Raw genomic sequence first — 18,882 nt, forward strand, 5'->3', positions numbered from 1 at the left:
CCTATGCTATCCGATGCCTTGGGCGACGCCCTCAAACGCGCACAGGCGCAGGTCAACGCACTGGTGCTGGGCAAGGCGCATGAAGTGCGCCTCGCCTTCGTCGCCCTGCTTTCCGACGGCCACCTGCTGATCGAAGACCTGCCAGGACTGGGAAAGACCACGCTGGCGCATGCATTGGCGGCCACGCTGGGCCTGGGCTTCCAGCGCGTGCAGTTCACCTCGGACCTGCTGCCGGCGGACGTGTTGGGGGTGTCGGTGTACGACGCGCAGGCACGCGCCTTTACCTTCCACCCCGGTCCCGTCTTCACCAACGTGCTGCTGGCGGATGAAATCAACCGCGCGCCGCCCCGCACCCAGAGCGCCTTGCTGGAAGCGATGGCGGAGTACCAGGTCACCCTGGATGGGGTGACGCATGCACTGCCGCAGCCGTTCTTCGTGATCGCCACGCAGAACCCGGTGGACCTGTCGGGCACGTATCCCTTGCCGGATTCGCAGCTGGACCGCTTCCTGCTGCGGCTCGCACTGGGCTACCCGAGCGCGGAATCCGAGCGCGAACTGCTATCCGGCAGCGACCGTCGCATGCTGATCGCGCAGGCCATGCCACTGCTGTCGTCTGAAGACGTGCTGGCGTTGCGGCAGGCCGTCAATGCCGTGCACGCCAGCGACGCGCTCATCCATTACGTGCAGTCACTGCTGGCGCGCAGCCGCCAGCACCCGGGCGTGCGCGTGGGCCTTTCGCCGCGCGCGGGCATCGCACTGCTGCGCGCGGCGCGTGCCTATGCGCTGCTGCTGGGGCGCAACCATGTGCTGCCGGAAGACGTGCAGGCCCTGTTCGCCGCTGTCGCGGCCCATCGCCTGGTGGCGGAAGCCGAATCCTCCTCGGTCGCGGCGCTGGCCAAGGCCATCCTGCACGCGGTGCCGGTGGACTGATGGCGGAGACGCCCCGCGCGGCCCTGGCCCGTCGCTTCGCGCTGCTGGCGCGCCCGCGCCAGCCGGAAGCGTTGCCCGTGCAGCTCGACCGCCGACGGATCTACGTACTGCTCACGCCGTTCGGGTTGTTCTTTGCCGCACTGCTGTTCGTGATGGTGCTGGGTGCGTTGAACTACAACAACAACCCGGCCCTGCTGCTGGCCCTGCTGCTGGCGGCCACCGCGATGGCAAGCCTGATCGCCGCGCACCTGCAGTTGTCCGAATTGCGCGTGGATGCGATCTCGGCCGAGCCCGTGCCTGCGGGTACGCCGTTGCAGGTGCATGTCGCGCTGTCCGCACGCGATGGACGCGCCCGGCGGGGCCTGCGCCTGGATGCGCTGGATGCCGTCTGCTTCGCCCCGCCAATGGCCGGCGAAGGCGTGATGGCACAGTTCGCAGCGCCCACGTCCCGCCGCGGATGGTTCAGCCTCGACCGCATTCGCCTGTCCACCACGCAGCCGCTGGGGCTGGCCCGCGCGTGGTCGTGGGTCTGGCCTGCGTCGCCGTTGCTGGTGTATCCGCAACCGGAGCCCGGCGGTCCCCCGTTACCGGAAGGCCAGGGTACGGGCCTGCAATCGCGCCTGCATCCGGCCGGCGACGACGTTCATCATCTGCGTGCCTATCGCCCGGGCGATGCGCGGCGCGCGATCGCCTGGAAGCCCACCGCGCGGCGCGACACGCTGTTGGTGCGCGAATACGAACAGCCACTCGGCGCCGAAGTGCCGCTGGAATGGCACAGCCTGTCCGCGCTGCCCTACGAACACCGCATCCGACGACTCGCGCACTGGGTGGATCTGGCCGAACGCGAAGGCCGCCGCTACCGTCTCGTCCTGCCCGGCCAGCCCGCCATGGGACCCTCGCATGGCGCCGCCCATCGCCACCTCTGCCTGCGCGCCCTCGCGCTGCTGCCTTATGCCGAAACGCGCTGACGCCGTGCCACTGGATGCGGGCAGCCGGCTGTGGACGCTGACCACCGCCGCGGCGTGCCTGCTGACGCTGCTGATCCAGTTGCCGCCCATGCTGGCGCTGGGGCTGGGCGCCACGGGCCTGGTGATGGCCGCCGCGTCGTGGCGCCGGCCGCTTCCCACCCTGCTGCGCGCGATGCTTGCGCTCGCGGTGCTGGCTGCGGTGATATCGGTGATGGGCATACGGTTCGGCCGCGACACCGGCTGCGCGCTCCTGGCCGCCATGCTGGCCATCAAGCCCACCGAAACCACCAGCCTGCGCGACAACCGCAGCCTGCTGGGGTTCGCGATGTTCGCGCCGTTTGCTGCTTTCCTGCTGGACCAGGGGCCGTTGACGATGAGCCTCGGCCTGCTGGGCATCCTGAGCGGACTGGTCGCCCTGCAACGGCTGGCCGACGCGGAGGCACAGGCGATCAGCGACGGTCCGCCCGCGCTGCGCAGGCTGGCCATGGTCGGCAAGCTGGTGGCGATCGGACTGCCGCTGATGCTCGCCGCATTCTGGCTGTTCCCGCGCTTCGCCACGCCGCTGTGGGGCGTTCCCGAACGCGCGCTCGCCCGCCCCGGCCTGAGCGACGAAATGACGCCCGGCGAATGGCTGGACCTGATGACCGACGACTCCCCCGCGCTGCGCGTGCAGTTCTTCGGTGCCACACCCCGCGCGGAGGACATGTACTGGCGCGGGCCGGTGCTGTGGGATTTCGACGGCCGCAGCTGGACCCAGCCAGGCTGGATGCGTTCATTGCCGGCGGAGCCGGTGGTGGCAGGGACGCGCACATGGGACTACCAGCTGGAAGTCGAACCCACCGATCGTCGCCACCTGGTGGCCCTCGACCTGCCGACGCAGGCGCCCGACGGCGCCCGGCTTTCGATGGACTATGGGCTGTCGGTCGCGTCACCGTTGAGCTCGCTGTCGCGCTGGCGCATGCAGTCGGCCGCACCCGCACGCTTCGATGCCGACCTGAAACGGACATTGCGCCAGCGCGCCCTGCTGCTTCCGGACGGGTTCAATCCGCGCACGCGGGCGCTCGCGGCGCAATGGCGGCAGGAAGCAGGCCGCGACGATGCCGCCCTGGTCAACCGCGCACTGCAATGGATCCGCGCCGAATTCGCCTACACGCTGGAGACGCCCCTGCCGGGCCGGCATGCGGTGGATGAGTTCCTGTTCGACCGCAAGCAAGGGTATTGCGAGCACTTCAGCTCCGCCTTCGTCGTGCTGATGCGCTCGGCGGGCGTGCCGTCGCGGGTGGTGACCGGCTACACCGGCGGCATCTACAACCCGCTGGGCAAGTACTGGATGGTGCGCCGGATGGATGCGCATGCGTGGGCAGAAGTCTGGTTGCCCGGGCGCGGCTGGGTGCGCGTGGATCCGACGGCCGCCGTGGCACCGGAACGCATCTACGACACGCTGGAGGACCGTATCGCAACCGGTGATGCCGCATTGGGCACGTTCGCCGGCTTCGGCAACGTCAGTGACTGGCTGCGCCGCGGCTGGAATGACCTGGTGCTGGGCTTCGATGCGTCGCGTCAGGCCCGCCTGCTGGAAAGGCTGGGTGCCAACGGGCTGGGGACGGGCGGCATGGGGGTGCTGTTCGGCGTGTTCGCGCTGCTGGCGCTGGGCTGGATGGCCTGGCTGCTGGCACGCGGCGAGCGCGAGCGCGACCCCCTGTTGCGGGCATGGCATAGGCTGGGCGCACGGTATGCCCGGTTCGGGCTGTCACGGGAGCCACACGAAACCGCCAGCGACTGGGCGCGCCGGGTCGCTGCCCAACGTCCGCAGGGGGCCAATCTGCTGTTTTCACTCAGCCGGCGTTTCGCCGCGGCGCGTTACGCTGCCAGTGAGGGGGATCACCGCGCACTGATCGAAGACCTGCGCCGGCACCGCCCGTAACCTACTGGAGACTGGCCATGAACCTTCGTATCGTTTTGCTTGCCGCCGCTGCCGCCACCCTGGCCGCGTGCGCCACCGCACCCAAGCCGTTGCAGGGCAGCTTCACGCCGGTCAACCCGCGCGACTCCGTGGCGGCTCCGCAGGTGGGCGCACCGGTCCGCTGGGGCGGCCGCATCATCAGCACTACCCCCGCACAGAATTCCACCTGCTTCCAGCTGGTCTCCCGCCCGTTGTCGGGAACGGGACGCCCCTTGAGCAGCGCCCCCGACGCCACCGATGGCCGCTTCATCGCCTGCCGCGCGGGCTTCTACGATCCCGCCGTGTTCACCGAAGGCCGCGAGGTGACCTTCGTCGGGCGCATCGAGGGATACGAGTCCACGCGCATCGGCGAGTACGACTACCAGCTGCCCCGTATGGCCGCCGACGTCGTCTATCTGTGGCCGGAAGTACGCGAGGTCGATGTGGTTTACCCCTACTACCGCGACCCGTTCTACTGGGGCCCGCGCTGGGGCTGGTGGGGCTGGTAAGCGGCCTCCACCGCACATGAGAAAGCCGCCCACGGGGCGGCTTTCTTTTTTTGCGTGAAGGAAGGAGCGCCGTTCAGCCCGGCGTGCCGAAGCGTCCCAACGGGGCACCGGCCAGCAGGTGCAGATGGATGTGGAACACGGTCTGCCCCGCGTGCTCGCGGCAGTTCATCACCACCCGGTAGCCGTCCTGCGCGAAACCCTCGCGGCGCGCGTAGTCGGCGGCCGCCAGCATCAGCTTGCCCAGCAGCAGTGCCTGGTCGGGCTTCACATCATCCAGCGTGGGTATCGCTTCCCGCTTGGGTACGAACAGCACGTGTACCGGCGCCTGCGGAGCGATGTCCTTGAATCCCAGCACGTCCTCGTCCTCGTGGACGATGGTGGCGGGAATCTCGCGGCGGATGATCTTGGCGAACAGGGTGTCGGTCATGGATTCCTCCTGGTGCGTGCAGGACGTGGAGCTTACAGCGGCATGTCGCTGCGGCCACCGAAGGCATGCGCCAGCGTGCCGCGGTCGACGTACTCCAACTCGCCGCCCAACGGCACGCCATGGGCCAGGCGGCTGGGGCGCACGCCCTGCTGGCGTGCCAGCTGGGCAAGGTAGTGCGCCGTCGCTTCGCCCTCGACGGTGGGATTGGTGGCGATGATCATCTCGGTGACCTCGCCCTCGGCCAGCCGGGTGGCCAACTGGTCCAGTCCCAGTTCGCGCGGACCGATACCGTCCAGCGGCGACAGGCGTCCCTGCAGCACGAAGTAGACACCCCGATAGCCGGTCGCCTGCTCGATGGCCAGACGGTCGGACGGCGACTCCACCACGCACAACTGGTGCCGGTCGCGACTGCTGCTGGCGCACAGCGCGCACAGCTCGGACTCGGTGAAATCCCGGCACTGGCGGCAATGACCGATGCTGTCCAGCGCAACGCCGAGGATGTCGGCCAGCCGCTTGCCTCCCTCCCGCTCGCGATCGAGCAGGTGGTACGCCATGCGTTGCGCGGTCTTCTGCCCGACACCGGGCAGTACGCGCAACGACTCGATCAGTTGTTCGAGGAGGGAAGACACGTGAAGGCGCGATGGACGATGGGGGATGGGTGATTCGGAACGGCTGTCGTCTGCTCAGGCCGCCGCAACACGCGATCCGCGGATTTCACGAATCGCCGATCACGACTCCCGGCAGCTCAGAACGGCAGCTTCATGCCCGGCGGCAGCGGCATGCCGGCGGTGGCCGACCCCATCTTCGCCTTCGATTCGGCGTCGACCTTGTTGGCGGCGTCGTTGAACGCGGCCGCCACCAGGTCCTCCAGCATTTCCTGGTCGCCCAGCACGGACGGATCGATGCGCACCTTGCGGCATTCCTTGGTGCCGGTCAGGGTCACGCTGACCATGCCGCCGCCGGCGTTGCCGGTGACCTCCAGCTTGGCCAGTTCTTCCTGCGCACGCTGCAGGTTTTCCTGCATCTTCTGCGCCTGCTGCATCAGTTGGGCAATGTTTCCACGCATGTCTGCATCACTCTTCGTAAGGACGGATGGAATCCGGGACGACCTTGGCGCCGTGCTGCTGGATCAACCGCTGCACATCCGGATGGTTCATGAAGGTTTCTTCGGCCGAGCTCTGGCGCTCGTCGCGCTGGCGGTGGCTGCGTTCCTTCAGCGTTTCGCCGCCGCTGCCGGCGTGCGCCTCGGCGGACACGAATACAAGTTTCGGTGCCACGCCGTAACGCAGGGCGATGGCTTCGGCCAGCTCTCGTGTTGCGCGGTCCGAACGCAGGTAGTCGAACCCGGCATCCAGCGAAAGCTTCAGCACGCCGGCGTCATACGCGACGAATGCCGCGTTCTCGACCAGTTGCTTGCCGACGCCTTTCAGCCCGCTGTGATGGGCGAAGTGCAGCCACGTCTCGGCGTCGGTGATGCCGATGTCCACGGGCATGAAGGAAGCCGCGGCCGGCGCTGGGGCGGAATCGCTGCGCGCGGCCACCGGAACCGGGGGTGCCGGCGCCACGACGATGTCGCCCGTCGCCCAAGGCGGCGTGTCATCGGGTAAGGAAGCGGAAAGTGGCGGGACGGGTGCCGGCGTTGGGGCCGGCGGCGACACGACCGCCACGGGCTCCGGCGCGGACGCGACAGCGCGTGGCGTCGGCATGGCGGCCGTAACCGTCGACGCGGCGACCGCTGGCGCCGGCTTGCCGTCGCCCCGCAGTTCGCCGGCCTGCGCCGGACGGAACGCCAGCATGCGCAGCACGCTCATCTCGAAGCCTGCACGCCCGCTCGGCGCCAGGTACAGATCGCGGCGTCCGCTCAACGACATCTGGTACCACAACTGCACGACCTCGGGCCGGAGCTGCTGCGCGAACGCATCCACGTCGATGCCTTCGGATTCGACGGCGGCCGAGGGCACCAGCTGGCGCACCTGGATGCGGTGCAGGGCTTCGGCCAGGGCATCCAGCACGCCTGCCCAGTCGGGCGAGAACTCGGCCAGCGCCGCCACCACCGCCAGCAGGGATTCACCATCGCCGCGCGCCAGGGCATCCAGCATGGCGCCCACCTGCGTGCGGTCCACGGTGCCCAGCATGGTGCGCACGCCGTCGTCACGCAGCGCGCCGCCGGCATAGGCAATCGCCTGGTCCAGCAGCGACAGGCCATCGCGCAGACTGCCGTCGGCAGCCTTGGCGATCTGGCGGATGGCGCCCTCGTCGGCCTCGATGCCTTCGGCACCCAGGATCCTGGTGACCTGTCCGGCGATCTGGCCTTCGTCCAGCCGCTTCAGGTTGAACTGCAGGCAGCGGGACAGCACGGTGACCGGCAGCTTCTGCGGATCGGTGGTGGCCAGCAGGAACTTGACGTGCTCCGGCGGCTCTTCCAGCGTCTTCAGCAGCGCGTTGAACGCCGCTTTCGACAGCATGTGGACTTCGTCGATCAGGTAGACCTTGAACTTGCCGCGCGACGGCATGTACTGGGCGTTCTCGATCACCTCGCGCACGTCGTCCACGCCGGTGTTGGAGGCGGCGTCGATCTCGAGCAGGTCGATGTAGCGGCCGGCGTCGATATCCAGGCAGGCCGCGCACTGGCCGCAAGGGTCGGCACTGGTGCCCTTCTCGCAGTTCAGCGATTTGGCGAAGATGCGCGCGATGGTGGTCTTGCCGACGCCGCGCGTGCCGGTGAACAGGAAGGCGTGGTGAACGCGACCGCTGTCCAGCGCGTTGGTCAGCGCGCGGACCACGTGTTCCTGGCCCACCAACTCGGCGAAACGCTTGGGGCGCCACTTACGGGCAAGGACGAGATAGGACATGCCCACATTGTGCCACGCCGGCCCGGCCCCTCCTGCGCCGACCGCGCTCCCGCCGGTTTTACTTGTGGCCGGACCCGCCGGAGGCTAGAATTCACGGCCCTGAAAGCGACCCTCGGTTGCATTCAGGTCCCGGAGAGGTGTCCGAGTGGTTGAAGGAGCACGCCTGGAAAGTGTGTAAGCGTCTAAACCGCGCTTCGGGGGTTCGAATCCCCCTCTCTCCGCCAGATCAAACCCCGAAGCCCTTGCCCTGCAAGGGTTTTCGTCTTTCTGGGGTAGGCTCGCCCACACTTCCGCCCATAAGCGCGACGGAATGCTCCATGGCGGCCCCTCTCCGGCTTGATGCTCGGCGTATCCGCGTGGCGACACCGATCCGGGGATCGTGCCGCCGAGAGCGATGAAACGCTTCATCCAGCGCCGAATGCACACTGCTTCTCGCTAAAGGATAGAGGTGCCGGCCTTCATTTCGGCCAGATCCACGCTTTCGTCGTCGTTCTTGTCGAACGAACGGAAACGCGCCTCCAGCACGTTACGGAACTCCTCTTCGGTCAGGCTGCCATCGTTATTCTCATCGTGGATGCGAACGTGATCCGCTGCGGACGGTTGGCCATCGGCCTGTTCCCCGAAGATGCTCTGAAGTTCGGTTTCGGAAATCCGATTGTCCTTGTCGGTATCGAACTGCGAGAACGGCAGGGCGCTCTTGTATTCGTCCATGCTCATCGCGCCGTTACCATCGGCATCGAACAGGCCGAAACGCGCCGATGCCGATGCCGGAAGGGATTGCGCGTCGGCGGCGCAGGGCGCCAGGAGTACAGCGGCAAAAGCAAGTCGAATGCAGGCGTTCACGTCGGTCTCCAGTGTCTGGGTGGATGCTTGACGGGGCGATGCGCGGGCGTGCGCGCGCGGCTTCATTGTGACCGGTAAGCCAACGCAGGCAAGACGCGAAACCAAAGTAAAAATACTTATCTGCGCGGGGATTTCCTCCCTTGATCTGAGGGCCGAGGGGTGGCGAGGTGGGTGGTCCGTCGGCCTTGCGAGGGTGTGAAACGGGATGACAGTGGCGCTTTCCGCTGGAGTTCCCGGGGCTTATCAGGCAGAATTCCCCACGGCGATTGAGCGCGGACTGCCTTCGGGTGAGGCCTCGTCGCTGGATTTCGCGCACTGACGACCGGCCTGATGATGCAGCCGTGCTCTCGCGCGTTTCGTTTCTATGGTGGCCCCGTCGGCCCCTCGCGACGCTAGGTTGAAAACTCCGCCAGGGCCGGAAGGCAGCAACGGTATCGACTGACGCGGGCGCCGAGGTCAGCCGGCGGGGCCACCGCCTTTTCAGGCACTGACTTTTCATTTCCCCCGCCCATTGCGACGGTATCGTCGCCTCCTGATTAGTCCTTGCCGCGGCGCGCTCCCGCGACAATCCCCAGCGCATCGGGCTCGCGCCCGGTCACCCAGTAGTCGATCACCTGCCAGCGCTGCGTGTCGATCACCGCGATGCGGTCGCCGCCGCTGATGGCCACGTATGCACGCGGGCGGTCGCCGGCCACCACCACGCCGATGGGCAGTGCGGCGCGTCCCAGCATCGTGGCCTCGTACTCGATGCCTTCGCGCGAAAGCGCTACGGTCGCCACTGGCAGCTTGGAACGTGCGTTGAACACCGACAGCGTGGCCGCTCGCGCATTGGTCACGAACGCCTGCGTGCCGTCGGCGGAAAACACCACGCGGATCGGGAAACCCTTGCTGGACATCCGCCGCCGCACGGCCAGCGTGGACGGATCGTGCACGGTAACCGTGCCGTCTTCGCGGTTGGTCACCCACACCTCGGCCCCGTCCGGCCTTACCGCGACGCCTTCGGCCCCCTTCCCTGCCGGGCGCTCGTGGGTCTTGGTGCCAGCGACCAGATCGATCCGGCTCAACGTGCCCGCGGCGATCTTGGTGACGTAGGCGAAGCGTTCGTCAGGCGACAACGCGAGCATGTGGCCGGTGCCGTCGCCCACGTCGATGGCCTTCAGCACCTCCCCCGCTTCCACGTCCACGACCAGCACGCTGGCCGAGGCTTCGGTGGTCGCCACCACGCGCCGGCCATCGGAAAGGAAGCGCAGCCCGTGGGGCGCACTGTGCTGTCCCAGGTCGACATGCCGGGTGGGCCGACCGCCTACCAGGTCGAGCACGGACAGGGTATTGCCGGACTTCACGCTGCCGTAGTTCGTGACCACCGCCGTGCGCCCATCCGGCGATATGGCGATCTCGTGGGGGGCGTCACCGGTACGGAACTCGCCGATGCGCCGACCATCCTTCAACGACAAGCGCCAGACGGTGTCGGCCGACTTGTTGCCGACCAGCAGTTCGGCGGCCGACAACGGAAGAGGCGCCAACATGGCGCAGACGATCACGGCGGCGAACGGCAGGCGGCGCATGCGCATCAGCTCTCCCCGGCGGAGGGATGCAGCCAGTCCGCGCCGCCTTCGCGGTAGTGCTCCCGCTTCCAGATCGGCACGCGCTGCTTGACCTCATCGATGATGTAGCGGCAGGCATCGAACGCCGCGCCACGGTGCGCCGCGCTGACGCCCACCCAGACGGCCAGGTCGCCGACGCCCAGCGTCCCCACGCGATGCACGCAGCAGGCCGCGAGCAGCTCGAAACGCTCGGCGGCCTCGACGACGATGCGCTCGCCCTCGCGTTCCGCCAGGGCGGCGTAGGCTTCGTAGTCCAGGCCATCGACCGCGCGGCCGGCATGGTGGTCGCGCACCCAGCCTTCGAAGCTGGCATATGCACCGGCGCGGGGATCGAGCAGTTGCGCGCGCAGCGCATCGATGTCGAAGGCGGCCTCGGCCAGTCGGAAATGCAGCATCTCAGCCTCCACTCACCGGGGGGATGAACGCGATCTCGCTACCGTCCCGAACCGCGTCCTGCCAACGCGCGAATTCGCCATCCACGGCGACCCGCAGGTGCTGCATCGGCCAAGCGATGCCGTGCCGCGCCTGCACGTCCGCATAGACACCGGCCAGATCCGTCGCGCCGGTCTGCAGCGCCTCGCTGGGCACGCCGGTGGATTCGCGAAGGCTTGCGAAATAGAGCAGCGTCACCGTCGTCATGGCGTGACACCGAAATCGCGCTTGCCGCCCCGCTTGCCCAGCAGCCTGGCCGGGCCGATGACAATGCGATGCGACAGCGCCTTGCACATGTCGTAGACAGTCAATGCCGCGACGGTGGCGCCGGTCAGGGCCTCCATCTCCACGCCGGTACGATGGGTCGTGCGCACGCCGCACTCGATCGCCAGCGTCGTTTCCCCGTCCCAGTCGATGGCGATGCGGCAGCCGTCGATAGGCAGCGGATGACAGAAAGGGATGAGCTCATGCGTGCGCTTGACGGCCATGGTCCCGGCGATGATCGCGGTGTCGACGATGCCACCCTTGGCGCTGCGCAACCCATCGCGCCGGAGCTGTCGCGCGACGTCGGCCGGGAACTTCACCTTGCAGCTGGCGACGGCGTCGCGGGGGGTGGCCGCCTTGCCGGAGACATCCACCATGGCCGGGCGACCGGCGGCGTCGATATGGGTCAGTGTCTTGCGGGGCACGCTGGGTTCCGTGTGGGGACGGGGATGGGGTATCAACCGCCGATAAGATACATCTCGACATGCTTGCGGCGGCTGACCGTGGGCGAACCGCGCAGCTCGCTGTAGCGGTCCGCGCGGCGCGACCACAACCGCGCCACATGCTCGCTCAACGCATCTTCGCCCTGCGCCAGGACAGCGCGCAGGTCGGTGCCTTCCGACGCGAACAGGCAGGTGAACAGCCGCCCGTCGGCAGAAACACGGGCACGATGGCAATCCCCGCAGAATGGTTCGCTGACGGAACTGACGAAGCCGATCTCGCCGGCACCGTCCTGGAAGGCATAGCGCGACGCCACTTCGCCCCGATAATCCGCCTCCAGAGCGCGCAGCGGCCAGCGCGCGGCGATACGGTCGTGCAGTTCCGCCGAGGTCACCATCTGGTCGCGCTGCCAGCCGTTGCAGGTGCCCACGTCCATGTATTCGATGAAGCGCAGCACGTGGCCGCTGCCGCGGAAATGCTCCACCAGCGGCAAGACCTGGTCCTCGTTGACGCCCCGCTGCACCACGGTGTTGAACTTGATGCGGGTGAACCCCGCGGCGACGGCCGCGTCGATGCCGGCCAGCGTGTCGCGCACGCGGCCCCGCCCCCCCGACATGGCCGAGAACACCGCATCGTCCAGCGCATCCAGGCTGATGGTGATGCGGCGCAGGCCGGCATCGTGCAGCGCCTTCGCCTGCCCTGCCAGCAGCGCACCATTGGTGGTCAGCGCCAGGTCTTCAAGATCGGGGATGACGGCCAGTCGTGCCACCAGTTCCGGCAACCGCTTGCGCAGCAGCGGTTCCCCCCCGGTCAGGCGCAGTTTCCGCACGCCGATGCGGACGAAAGCGCGCGCCAGCGTCTCGATCTCGTCGAACGACATGCGCATGCGGGAATCCATGCCATGGTCGTCCGGAATGCGGTCCGCCGGCATGCAGTAGCCGCAGCGGAAATTGCACGCGTCGATCACCGACAGGCGAAGGTCGCGCAGCGGCCGCCCGCGCACGTCCAGCGGCAGCACGACGTCGCTCATCCGGCGGCCACCTTCGCGGCGCCGGGCGCCACCAGCGGCAGCACATCCCCCGGACGGGCAACGCGATGCCCGCGCGCGGCCAGGGCGTTCCCGTCCGCCGCGCTGGCATAGTGGTAAAGCACACAACGCGACAACAGGGCTGGCGGATACTCGCGCTCCAGGTCGTCGATGCCGCTGTGCGAAGGATTGCCATGCAGCGCGCAGTCGTGCGCGATCAGTTCGCCGTCGTCGGCGTGCCTTGCCAGCATCTCGGGAATGGGACGGGTATCGCCCGTCCACACCACGCTACCCGACAGACGCAGGCCGAAGGCGGTGTCCGGCCAGTGGTGGCGCACCGGGAACACTTCCAGGCGCATGCCTTCATGCCAGAACGCCCCGGAGACCGGGATCAGCTGGAAGGCGTCCCAGAAGTTGGTGCCGCCTTCGGCGAGCACATTGGGATAATCCCCGACGCGCTGCTGCAGCAGCGGCACCAGCGGGGCGGGCACGTATACGCGCACGCGTCCACGCCGGGACTCGTCGAAGTAGCTGCCCACGAACAACCGCTCGAAGCCCGCCACATGGTCCAGGTGCGCATGGGTCACGAACAGTGCCTCCGGCATCCCGCCGTAGTGCGCCTGGTAGGCGGTCAGTCCTTCTCCGCCACAGTCGATGGTCAGCCAGGGAAGTCCATCGCGTTCCAGCGTGGCCATCGCAGAACCCAGTTCGACCGCGGTCGCGCTGCCCACGCCATGGAAACGGAGTTGCCAGCCCATGTCAGTAGCCCCGCGACCAGGCGTGGTCGTAGGCCTTGCGCAGCACGCTGAAATCGCGCTCCACGTCTTCCACGCTGCGTTCGCCACGCAGCTTCAGCAGCGAACGTTTCAGGCGCGACAGGTTTTCCTCGCGCCAGGCCGTGGCAGGGATGCGCAGTGCGCCGCGATCCAGGTCGATCAGCCAGCCGTGGCCCTTGTCGTCGAACAGGATGTTGTGCGCGTTGAGGTCGGCATGGTCGGTGCCGACACGGTGGAAGCGCGCGATCAGCCGCCCCGCCGGGTCCCAGGGTGCATGCGCGGCCTGTGATTGGGCCAGGTCCGCCAGCGAGCGTACGTCCAGCAGGCGTTCCATCAGGATCGCCGCGCGGTAGAACATGCCATCGCGCACGTAGCTGGCCGCCACCGGCCGCGGCACCGGCAGGCCACGCGCGAGCAGCGCGCGCATCAGGCGGAATTCGGCGAAACTGCGGGTGCGGTCCGGGCCATGCCACAGGTAGCGGTCACGGCTGAAGCGAGCCGCCAGGCCGCCCCTGCGATACATGCGCAGGACGCACTGGCTGGAAGGCGCTTCGATGAACCAGGCGCCGCCCCGCCCACCGCTGTCGACCGGCCGGGCACGGTCGCCCCACTTCTCGGGCACGAACCAGTCGGGGTCCGCTTGCCGCAGATGTTTGCGGTCGAACAGAATCGCACCGTATCCGCTGCCATCGCGGAACGGCGTCAGGGATTCCGAAGCGTCAAATCCGACCATCCAGCGAGTCTAACAACAGTTCCCCATGATTCCCCAATCGCTCTGCCTGCTCCGCCTCTCCGCCCTTGGCGATGTGACCCATGTCGTGCCCCTGGTGCGCACGCTGCAACGGCATTGGCCGCAGGTGCGCTTGCACTGGGTCATCGACAAGGCCGGCTACAAGCTGCTGGAGGGATTGGAAGGCGTGGTCTTCCACACCTACGACAAGAAGACCGGCATCGCCGGCATGCGTGCGCTGCGCAGGGAATTGCCCGCCCAGGGCTTCGACGCACTGCTGCAGATGCAGGTGGCGTTCCGGGCCAACCTGCTGTCCGCCTTCATCCCGGCGCGCCGGCGCGTCGGCTATGACCGCAGCCGCTCAAAGGACCTGCATGGGCTCTTCATCAACGAACGCATCCCCGACCGTCCCGGCATCCACGTGCTGGATGCGATGGGCAGTTTCTGCGAGCCGCTGGGTTTGCGGCAGGACACGGTGGCGTGGCGGTTGCCCGTCCCCGCGGAGGCCCACGCCTGGGCGACCGCGCAATGGCCGCAGGATGGCCAGCGCACGCTGGTCATATCGCCGTGTTCAAGCCACGAACGCCGCAACTGGTATGCCGACCGCTACGCCGCCGTGGCGGACCACGCCGTGTCACGCGGCTGGCGCGTCGTGCTGTGCGGGGGGCGCAGCGAACTGGAACGCCGCACTGCCGACGCGATCATCGCCTCGATGCAGGCGGCGCCCCTTGACCTGGTGGGCAAGGACACGCTGAAGCAACTGCCCGCCCTGCTCGCCCGCGCCGATCTGGTGATGACGCCGGACTCCGGGCCGATGCACATCGCCAACGCGATGGGGGCGGCGGTACTGGGACTGCACGCCGCCAGCAACCCGCTGCGCAGCGGCCCCTATTCGACCGTGCGTTATTGCGTTGACCGCTACGACGACGCGGCCCGCAAATACAAGGGCAGGCCGGCATCGGCACTGAAGTGGGGCAGCAAGATCGAGCATGACGGCGTGATGGAACTCATCACCGTCGCCGATGCCATCACGGCGTTCGAACGTTACGTCGCCGACCGGGCATGAGCCGGCCGGACGCTCACGACCGGCAAATCACGGCGCCGCGCCGGCCCGGTAATCCTGGTAGGACTTTTCTTCCACGTAGCTGGAGCCCAGCGCGAGGTTGATGTCCTTCTTGATGCGCGCTCGGTCGTCGTTCTCGAAATACACCGCGCGCGCCAGGCGGATGAACTCGGCATCGAATTCCTGCGCCTTCTCCTTGATGCGGATGTCGTCCTCGATCACCCACAGCCGCTCATTGACGGCCTTCAGCTGGGCACGCAGCTCCACGATGTTGTGGCCCGCGGCCGGATGCGCCATCCAGGTCTGCTCCAGCGCGCCCAGTTCGTTGCGCACGTTGGCCAGCTTGGCCGGGTCGCTCATGCGCTCGGACTTGATCTGCAGGATGGCGATCTTGTCGAGCAGTTCGCCGAAGGAGACGGGAACGAGGATTTCGGACATGGAGGGCTCCGCTGCAAAGGGGGTGATTGTAGGCGCTGTGGTGTTGGCCGGCGTAAAGAGGCGTTCAGCGTGCGGCATCTTGGAGTCAGGGGTTCCAATCGCGACACCTGCTGCCCCACATACGCAAAAGCCCCCTTGCGGGGGCTCCTGCATATCTGGCGGAGAGGGAGGGATTCGAACCCTCGATACGCTATTAACGTATGCCTGATTTCGAGTCAGGTACATTCAACCACTCTGCCACCTCTCCGGTGGTATCCGGCATGGCCGGGCCGTGAATGATACGGGCCGCGAGGGGCTGCGACAAGCCGGAAACGTCGCTTTTCGCTGGCTCCTCGCCAGATTCCATCCGCGTGATGAACCGGTCCTGCCCTCGCGACCACGCCGGCCTTGCCCACTGTCCGCTTCATGCGGATCATTCCGTAATAAGCGGGTAAGGAAAATCCCGTCTTGACCAACAGGGCACCATGATCGAATTCGGCCACATCACCCACGTCGGCCTGCGGCGGGAACTCAACGAGGACACCTATTACGGCGACAGCGAGCTGGGGCTGTGGCTGGTGGCCGACGGGATGGGGGGGCATGCCTGTGGCGAAGTGGCCAGCGCCTTGGCGCGCGAAACCATCGTGCGCGAGATCCGTGATGGCACGCCGCTGGCCCAGGCCATCCGGATCGCCGATGAGGAAATCATCCGTACCTCGCGCCGCCGCAACGACACGCTGCCCATGGGGACCACCGTGGTCGCCGCGCGCATCCAGGGCAACCGCTTCGAGGTCGCCTGGGTCGGCGACAGCCGGGCCTACCTGTGGCGTGAAGGCAACCTGGCCCAGCTCAGCCAGGACCACAGCTACGTGCAGGAACTGATCGCCCAGGGCGCCCTGACCACCGAACAGGCCCGCTCGCACCCGCACCGCAACGTGGTCACCCAGGCCCTGGGCGTCACCGACCCCAACCACCTGAACGTCGAGACCATGACCGGCGAACTGCGCCCGGGCATGCAGCTGCTGCTGTGCAGCGACGGGCTGACCGAGGAAGTCGACGACAGCAGCATCGCCAACACGCTGCGCCACGACGATTGCAGCGCGCAGGAATGCGTCGACACGCTGGTCGCCGCGGCGCTGGATGGCGGCGGCTCGGACAACGTCACCGCCATCCTGGTCCGCTGCCACTGAAAGCCCTCAGGAGGCTTCGAACACCGGCTCGTCCCACAGGCAGCGACCGCCGGCCTTCTTGCGCAGTTTCTCCAGGCGCGCCTCATGGGCGGCAAGCTCATCGTTGCTGGGACGCACGCGGGGCCGTTCGCCGGCCATGGAGGCGGTGAACACCGGCATCGCCACCGAGGACACAGGCACGCCCGCCTCCTCGCCACCGAACCCGATCTCACGCTGGCCTGCGGTCAGGTTCAGGTAGACATCGCACAGCAGCTGGGCGTCGAGCAGTGCGCCGTGGAGCTGGCGATGGGTGTTGTCCACGCCCAACCGCTTGCACAGCGCATCCAGCGAATTGCGCTGGCCCGGGAAACGCTGGCGCGCCAGCAGCAGGGAATCCTCCACCTGGGCCCGGTCGGTGATGCGACCGTACCGCTCACCCAGCAGGGAGAGCTCATGGTTGAGGAAGCCGACGTCGAACGCGGCGTTGTGGATCACCAGCTCCGCGCCGTCGATGAAGGCCAGGAATTCGTCCGCGATGTCGGCGAACAGCGGCTTGTCCGCCAGGAACTCCAGGCTGAGTCCGGTGACCTCCGCCGCGCCTTGTTCGAACTCCCGCTGCGGGTTGATGTACTGGTGGTAGGTGCGGCCGGTGGGCCGGCGCTCCATCAGTTCCACGCACCCGATCTCGACCACGCGATTGCCCTTTTTCCACTCCAGGCCGGTGGTTTCGGTATCGAGGATGATCTGGCGCATCAGGGCTGGGCTTCCACGGAAAGGGCGGGGTAACGGAACAGTTTCACCGCACGGTCGACGTGGGGCAACGCGATCATTCTCTCAAAGGCGAATCCCAGCTTCTGCAACAGGCCGATCGATGGCGCGTTGTCGGGATTGACGATGGCCAGCATCTGGTCCAAACCCAGCCGATCGCGCGCATCGGCCAGCACGGCCTGCGCGGCTTCCTTCGCATAGCCATGCCCGCAGAACCCTGGCAGGAGCGCATAGCCCAGATCGGGACCCTCGAGTCCTTCGCGCCGCACCAGGCCGCAGTTGCCGATCCGCTCGCCGGTGGCCTTCAGCTGCACGGCGTACATCGCAAACCCATGCTCGGCATAGCTGCGCAGGGCACCGTTGCGCAGGTAGTCGCGCGCCTCTTCCAGCGTGCGCACGCCGCGATCGGCGATGTTGCGGATGAAGGCCGGGTCGTTGAGCAGGCGCAGCATCATCTCCGCATCCTCGTCACAGGCGTCGGACATGGCCAGCAGGCGGAGTCGTCCGGTTTCGGCCACCAACTGGCCGGGCATCAGCGCGGAGCTCATGCCACCGCGCCGTTGCGGAACCGGATCGCTGCGTCGCGCGCCAGCACGTCCACGCGCTCGTTGTCCGGGTCGCCGGAATGGCCCTTCACCCATTTCCAGTCGATCTGGTGGCGCGCGGTCGCCGCATGCAGGCGTTCCCACAGGTCCCGGTTCTTCACCGGATCACCGCCGGCGGTCTTCCAGCCACGCCGCACCCAGCCCGGCATCCATTCGGTGATGCCCTGGCGGACATACTGCGAATCGATGTGCAGGGTGATCTGGCAGGGTTCGGTGAGCGCTTCCAGTGCGGCGATGGCCGCCATCAGTTCCATGCGGTTGTTGGTGGTCTGTGCCTCGCCCCCCGACAGTTCGCGCTCCTTGGCCTGGTAGCGGAGCAGCGCGGCCCAGCCGCCGGGGCCGGGATTGCCGAGGCACGAGCCGTCTGTGTGGATGCTGATGTGCTTCATGGGGTCCTTGGTAGGGGATCAGGCGGGCGCGGCGGCGCGCCAGGCACGCTTTGCCACGGCGGGTGGAATGAGGCCCGCCACCCGCTTTTCGGCTTCCAGCAGGCATACCGCGCGCAGCGGCGGCGGCCAGTGACGGCCGGGGGCGCCGCTGGTGCGCCATATCGGGCCGACATACTGCGTCTCGCTGGCAGGCTGCAGCCCGACCTGGCGGAAACGTTCGTGCCACCCCGCCGGATCCCGCGGCTGCAGGCCCGCCTTGCGCCAACGCAGGCGATAGGGGCTGAAGGGGTTCACGGTGAAAAGCCACAGCCTGCCCCCCGGCTCCAGTACGCGGGCGCATTCGTCCAGCAGCGCATGGGCATCCCCGGCATCCAGCGCATGCTGCACCACGATGCTGCCGATGGCTTCCGTCGGCAGCGGCAACGGCAGGCCGCAATGGACCGCACCGGAAAACCGCAGCTCCTGGGGCTGCCCGGTGACATGCAGGCGGACTCCCCGCGGCACTGGCGCCTCGGCGGGCAATTCGGCGGGGGTGGCCGCGAGCCACAGCCAGGGCTGCGGCGAGCGGCTCGCCAGCGCACGCGTGACGATGGCCTGTTCGGCCGCCAGCAGGGGCGCACCCCGTCCGCTCCCGAACCACGGCAGGGGATCGGGTTGACGGGTGAACGCGAAGGCAGGCATGTTCGGAATTGTAGAGGACGCCACCCCGTCGCGTCCGTCACCGCA

At 67.8% G+C, this 18,882-nt stretch carries 23 protein-coding genes, 2 tRNA genes and 1 other RNA gene; 8 read left to right on the top strand and 18 right to left on the bottom strand.

Annotated elements, in window-relative coordinates; genetic code table 11:
- The first annotated feature begins 3 nt into the window (after window positions 1-3).
- Genes OVA13_RS06850 through OVA13_RS06865 form a run of 4 tightly spaced genes read left to right on the top strand, consistent with a single transcriptional unit; the run spans window position 4 to window position 4,349 of the window.
- Window positions 4-930, top strand: coding sequence for an AAA family ATPase (locus OVA13_RS06850; protein WP_267793041.1), 927 nt, complete (start codon window positions 4-6; stop codon window positions 928-930).
- Complete coding sequence (locus tag OVA13_RS06855) at window positions 930-1,898, top strand: DUF58 domain-containing protein (protein ID WP_267793042.1); 969 nt, start codon at window positions 930-932, stop codon at window positions 1,896-1,898. The genes OVA13_RS06850 and OVA13_RS06855 overlap by 1 nt, the downstream gene beginning before the upstream one ends.
- Complete coding sequence (locus tag OVA13_RS06860) at window positions 1,882-3,822, top strand: transglutaminase TgpA family protein (protein ID WP_267793043.1); 1,941 nt, start codon at window positions 1,882-1,884, stop codon at window positions 3,820-3,822. The genes OVA13_RS06855 and OVA13_RS06860 overlap by 17 nt, the downstream gene beginning before the upstream one ends.
- A 17-nt stretch (window positions 3,823-3,839) precedes the next feature.
- Window positions 3,840-4,349, top strand: coding sequence for a Slp family lipoprotein (locus OVA13_RS06865; protein WP_267793044.1), 510 nt, complete (start codon window positions 3,840-3,842; stop codon window positions 4,347-4,349).
- A 73-nt stretch (window positions 4,350-4,422) separates the two neighbouring features.
- Here OVA13_RS06865 and OVA13_RS06870 read toward each other — a convergent pair whose 3' ends face one another.
- The 4 genes from OVA13_RS06870 to dnaX form a co-directional block, all read right to left on the bottom strand.
- Complete coding sequence (locus OVA13_RS06870) at window positions 4,423-4,776, bottom strand: histidine triad nucleotide-binding protein (RefSeq protein WP_267793045.1); 354 nt, start codon at window positions 4,774-4,776, stop codon at window positions 4,423-4,425.
- Window positions 4,777-4,808: 32 nt separating this feature from the next.
- A complete protein-coding gene (gene recR, locus OVA13_RS06875) occupies window positions 4,809-5,405 on the bottom strand; it encodes a recombination mediator RecR (protein WP_267793046.1) in 597 nt (198 codons plus the stop codon).
- 116 nt (window positions 5,406-5,521) lie between these two features.
- Window positions 5,522-5,842: a YbaB/EbfC family nucleoid-associated protein gene (locus tag OVA13_RS06880; protein ID WP_267793047.1), complete on the bottom strand. Its 321-nt coding sequence runs from the start codon at window positions 5,840-5,842 to the stop codon at window positions 5,522-5,524.
- A 7-nt stretch (window positions 5,843-5,849) separates the two neighbouring features.
- Complete coding sequence (gene dnaX, locus OVA13_RS06885; RefSeq protein WP_267793048.1) at window positions 5,850-7,628, bottom strand: DNA polymerase III subunit gamma/tau; 1,779 nt, start codon at window positions 7,626-7,628, stop codon at window positions 5,850-5,852.
- Window positions 7,629-7,759: 131 nt separating this feature from the next.
- Here dnaX and OVA13_RS06890 point away from each other — a divergent pair.
- Window positions 7,760-7,852 (top strand) — tRNA-Ser (locus OVA13_RS06890).
- Window positions 7,853-8,063: 211 nt separating this feature from the next.
- On the opposite strand, the gene OVA13_RS06895 is transcribed toward OVA13_RS06890, so the two are convergent.
- Window positions 8,064-8,471, bottom strand: a complete 408-nt coding sequence (locus tag OVA13_RS06895) for an EF-hand domain-containing protein (protein ID WP_267793049.1) — start codon at window positions 8,469-8,471, stop codon at window positions 8,064-8,066.
- A 373-nt stretch (window positions 8,472-8,844) separates the two neighbouring features.
- Between OVA13_RS06895 and ffs the strand changes: the two genes are divergently transcribed.
- An RNA gene (gene ffs, locus OVA13_RS06900) (signal recognition particle sRNA small type) lies at window positions 8,845-8,941 on the top strand.
- 66 nt (window positions 8,942-9,007) lie between these two features.
- Here ffs and OVA13_RS06905 read toward each other — a convergent pair.
- The 7 genes from OVA13_RS06905 to OVA13_RS06935 are packed head-to-tail and all read right to left on the bottom strand — an operon-like array spanning window position 9,008 to window position 13,748.
- Complete coding sequence (locus OVA13_RS06905) at window positions 9,008-10,042, bottom strand: beta-propeller fold lactonase family protein (protein ID WP_267793050.1); 1,035 nt, start codon at window positions 10,040-10,042, stop codon at window positions 9,008-9,010.
- On the bottom strand, window positions 10,042-10,470 hold the full coding sequence (locus OVA13_RS06910) for a molybdenum cofactor biosynthesis protein MoaE (RefSeq protein ID WP_267793051.1): 429 nt from the start codon (window positions 10,468-10,470) through the stop codon (window positions 10,042-10,044). The genes OVA13_RS06905 and OVA13_RS06910 overlap by 1 nt, the downstream gene beginning before the upstream one ends.
- Before the next feature lies 1 nt (window position 10,471).
- The gene (moaD, locus tag OVA13_RS06915; RefSeq protein WP_267793052.1) at window positions 10,472-10,714 is read right to left on the bottom strand and encodes a molybdopterin converting factor subunit 1; all 243 of its coding nucleotides are present in this window, start codon (window positions 10,712-10,714) and stop codon (window positions 10,472-10,474) included.
- On the bottom strand, window positions 10,711-11,196 hold the full coding sequence (gene moaC / locus OVA13_RS06920; protein WP_267793053.1) for a cyclic pyranopterin monophosphate synthase MoaC: 486 nt from the start codon (window positions 11,194-11,196) through the stop codon (window positions 10,711-10,713). The genes moaD and moaC overlap by 4 nt, the downstream gene beginning before the upstream one ends.
- 32 nt (window positions 11,197-11,228) lie before the next feature.
- Window positions 11,229-12,242, bottom strand: coding sequence for a GTP 3',8-cyclase MoaA (gene moaA, locus OVA13_RS06925; RefSeq protein ID WP_267793054.1), 1,014 nt, complete (start codon window positions 12,240-12,242; stop codon window positions 11,229-11,231).
- Window positions 12,239-12,997: an MBL fold metallo-hydrolase gene (locus OVA13_RS06930; RefSeq protein WP_267793055.1), complete on the bottom strand. Its 759-nt coding sequence runs from the start codon at window positions 12,995-12,997 to the stop codon at window positions 12,239-12,241. The genes moaA and OVA13_RS06930 overlap by 4 nt, the downstream gene beginning before the upstream one ends.
- 1 nt (window position 12,998) lies before the next feature.
- The gene (locus OVA13_RS06935; RefSeq protein ID WP_267793056.1) at window positions 12,999-13,748 is read right to left on the bottom strand and encodes a 3-deoxy-D-manno-octulosonic acid kinase; all 750 of its coding nucleotides are present in this window, start codon (window positions 13,746-13,748) and stop codon (window positions 12,999-13,001) included.
- Window positions 13,749-13,773: 25 nt separating this feature from the next.
- Between OVA13_RS06935 and OVA13_RS06940 the strand changes: the two genes are divergently transcribed.
- Window positions 13,774-14,811, top strand: a complete 1,038-nt coding sequence (locus tag OVA13_RS06940; RefSeq protein ID WP_267793057.1) for a glycosyltransferase family 9 protein — start codon at window positions 13,774-13,776, stop codon at window positions 14,809-14,811.
- Window positions 14,812-14,838: 27 nt separating this feature from the next.
- Here OVA13_RS06940 and OVA13_RS06945 read toward each other — a convergent pair whose 3' ends face one another.
- Together OVA13_RS06945 and OVA13_RS06950 are read right to left on the bottom strand one after the other, a co-directional pair.
- A complete protein-coding gene (locus tag OVA13_RS06945; protein WP_267793058.1) occupies window positions 14,839-15,246 on the bottom strand; it encodes a DUF6165 family protein in 408 nt (135 codons plus the stop codon).
- A 156-nt stretch (window positions 15,247-15,402) separates the two neighbouring features.
- Window positions 15,403-15,493, bottom strand: a tRNA-Ser gene (locus tag OVA13_RS06950).
- A 217-nt stretch (window positions 15,494-15,710) separates the two neighbouring features.
- Here OVA13_RS06950 and OVA13_RS06955 point away from each other — a divergent pair.
- Entirely contained in the window at window positions 15,711-16,415 is a 705-nt protein-coding gene (locus OVA13_RS06955; RefSeq protein WP_267793059.1) for a PP2C family protein-serine/threonine phosphatase, read from the top strand.
- Window positions 16,416-16,421: 6 nt separating this feature from the next.
- Here OVA13_RS06955 and dnaQ read toward each other — a convergent pair whose 3' ends face one another.
- Genes dnaQ through OVA13_RS06975 form a run of 4 tightly spaced genes read right to left on the bottom strand, consistent with a single transcriptional unit; the run spans window position 16,422 to window position 18,837 of the window.
- On the bottom strand, window positions 16,422-17,147 hold the full coding sequence (gene dnaQ, locus OVA13_RS06960; RefSeq protein WP_267793060.1) for a DNA polymerase III subunit epsilon: 726 nt from the start codon (window positions 17,145-17,147) through the stop codon (window positions 16,422-16,424).
- Window positions 17,147-17,710, bottom strand: coding sequence for a GNAT family N-acetyltransferase (locus tag OVA13_RS06965; protein ID WP_267793061.1), 564 nt, complete (start codon window positions 17,708-17,710; stop codon window positions 17,147-17,149). Before OVA13_RS06965 ends, dnaQ begins: the two co-directional genes overlap by 1 nt.
- Window positions 17,707-18,156 (bottom strand): ribonuclease HI, encoded by a 450-nt coding sequence (gene rnhA, locus OVA13_RS06970; RefSeq protein WP_267793062.1) that lies wholly within the window; start codon window positions 18,154-18,156, stop codon window positions 17,707-17,709. The genes OVA13_RS06965 and rnhA overlap by 4 nt, the downstream gene beginning before the upstream one ends.
- 18 nt (window positions 18,157-18,174) lie before the next feature.
- Window positions 18,175-18,837, bottom strand: coding sequence for a class I SAM-dependent methyltransferase (locus tag OVA13_RS06975; protein ID WP_267793063.1), 663 nt, complete (start codon window positions 18,835-18,837; stop codon window positions 18,175-18,177).
- Between the last annotated feature and the right edge of the window lie 45 nt (window positions 18,838-18,882).

Source organism: Pseudoxanthomonas sp. SL93 (assembly GCF_026625825.1).
Classification (GTDB): domain Bacteria; phylum Pseudomonadota; class Gammaproteobacteria; order Xanthomonadales; family Xanthomonadaceae; genus Pseudoxanthomonas_A.

What these genes read in the sequence shown, in the direction of transcription:
- moaA (WP_267793054.1), bottom strand. Translation starts at nt 12,242, where the DNA reads ATGAGCGACGTCGTGCTGCCGCTGGACGTGCGCGGGCGGCCGCTGCGC.
- moaD (WP_267793052.1), bottom strand. Translation starts at nt 10,714, where the DNA reads ATGACGACGGTGACGCTGCTCTATTTCGCAAGCCTTCGCGAATCCACC.
- dnaX (WP_267793048.1), bottom strand. Translation starts at nt 7,628, where the DNA reads ATGTCCTATCTCGTCCTTGCCCGTAAGTGGCGCCCCAAGCGTTTCGCC.
- OVA13_RS06965 (WP_267793061.1), bottom strand. Translation starts at nt 17,710, where the DNA reads ATGAGCTCCGCGCTGATGCCCGGCCAGTTGGTGGCCGAAACCGGACGA.
- OVA13_RS06850 (WP_267793041.1), top strand. Translation starts at nt 4, where the DNA reads ATGCTATCCGATGCCTTGGGCGACGCCCTCAAACGCGCACAGGCGCAG.
- OVA13_RS06855 (WP_267793042.1), top strand. Translation starts at nt 930, where the DNA reads ATGGCGGAGACGCCCCGCGCGGCCCTGGCCCGTCGCTTCGCGCTGCTG.
- OVA13_RS06870 (WP_267793045.1), bottom strand. Translation starts at nt 4,776, where the DNA reads ATGACCGACACCCTGTTCGCCAAGATCATCCGCCGCGAGATTCCCGCC.
- rnhA (WP_267793062.1), bottom strand. Translation starts at nt 18,156, where the DNA reads ATGAAGCACATCAGCATCCACACAGACGGCTCGTGCCTCGGCAATCCC.
- OVA13_RS06940 (WP_267793057.1), top strand. Translation starts at nt 13,774, where the DNA reads ATGATTCCCCAATCGCTCTGCCTGCTCCGCCTCTCCGCCCTTGGCGAT.
- dnaQ (WP_267793060.1), bottom strand. Translation starts at nt 17,147, where the DNA reads ATGCGCCAGATCATCCTCGATACCGAAACCACCGGCCTGGAGTGGAAA.
- OVA13_RS06955 (WP_267793059.1), top strand. Translation starts at nt 15,711, where the DNA reads ATGATCGAATTCGGCCACATCACCCACGTCGGCCTGCGGCGGGAACTC.
- OVA13_RS06860 (WP_267793043.1), top strand. Translation starts at nt 1,882, where the DNA reads ATGCCGAAACGCGCTGACGCCGTGCCACTGGATGCGGGCAGCCGGCTG.
- OVA13_RS06910 (WP_267793051.1), bottom strand. Translation starts at nt 10,470, where the DNA reads ATGCTGCATTTCCGACTGGCCGAGGCCGCCTTCGACATCGATGCGCTG.
- OVA13_RS06945 (WP_267793058.1), bottom strand. Translation starts at nt 15,246, where the DNA reads ATGTCCGAAATCCTCGTTCCCGTCTCCTTCGGCGAACTGCTCGACAAG.
- OVA13_RS06905 (WP_267793050.1), bottom strand. Translation starts at nt 10,042, where the DNA reads ATGCGCATGCGCCGCCTGCCGTTCGCCGCCGTGATCGTCTGCGCCATG.
- OVA13_RS06930 (WP_267793055.1), bottom strand. Translation starts at nt 12,997, where the DNA reads ATGGGCTGGCAACTCCGTTTCCATGGCGTGGGCAGCGCGACCGCGGTC.
- OVA13_RS06975 (WP_267793063.1), bottom strand. Translation starts at nt 18,837, where the DNA reads ATGCCTGCCTTCGCGTTCACCCGTCAACCCGATCCCCTGCCGTGGTTC.
- OVA13_RS06880 (WP_267793047.1), bottom strand. Translation starts at nt 5,842, where the DNA reads ATGCGTGGAAACATTGCCCAACTGATGCAGCAGGCGCAGAAGATGCAG.
- OVA13_RS06865 (WP_267793044.1), top strand. Translation starts at nt 3,840, where the DNA reads ATGAACCTTCGTATCGTTTTGCTTGCCGCCGCTGCCGCCACCCTGGCC.
- OVA13_RS06935 (WP_267793056.1), bottom strand. Translation starts at nt 13,748, where the DNA reads ATGGTCGGATTTGACGCTTCGGAATCCCTGACGCCGTTCCGCGATGGC.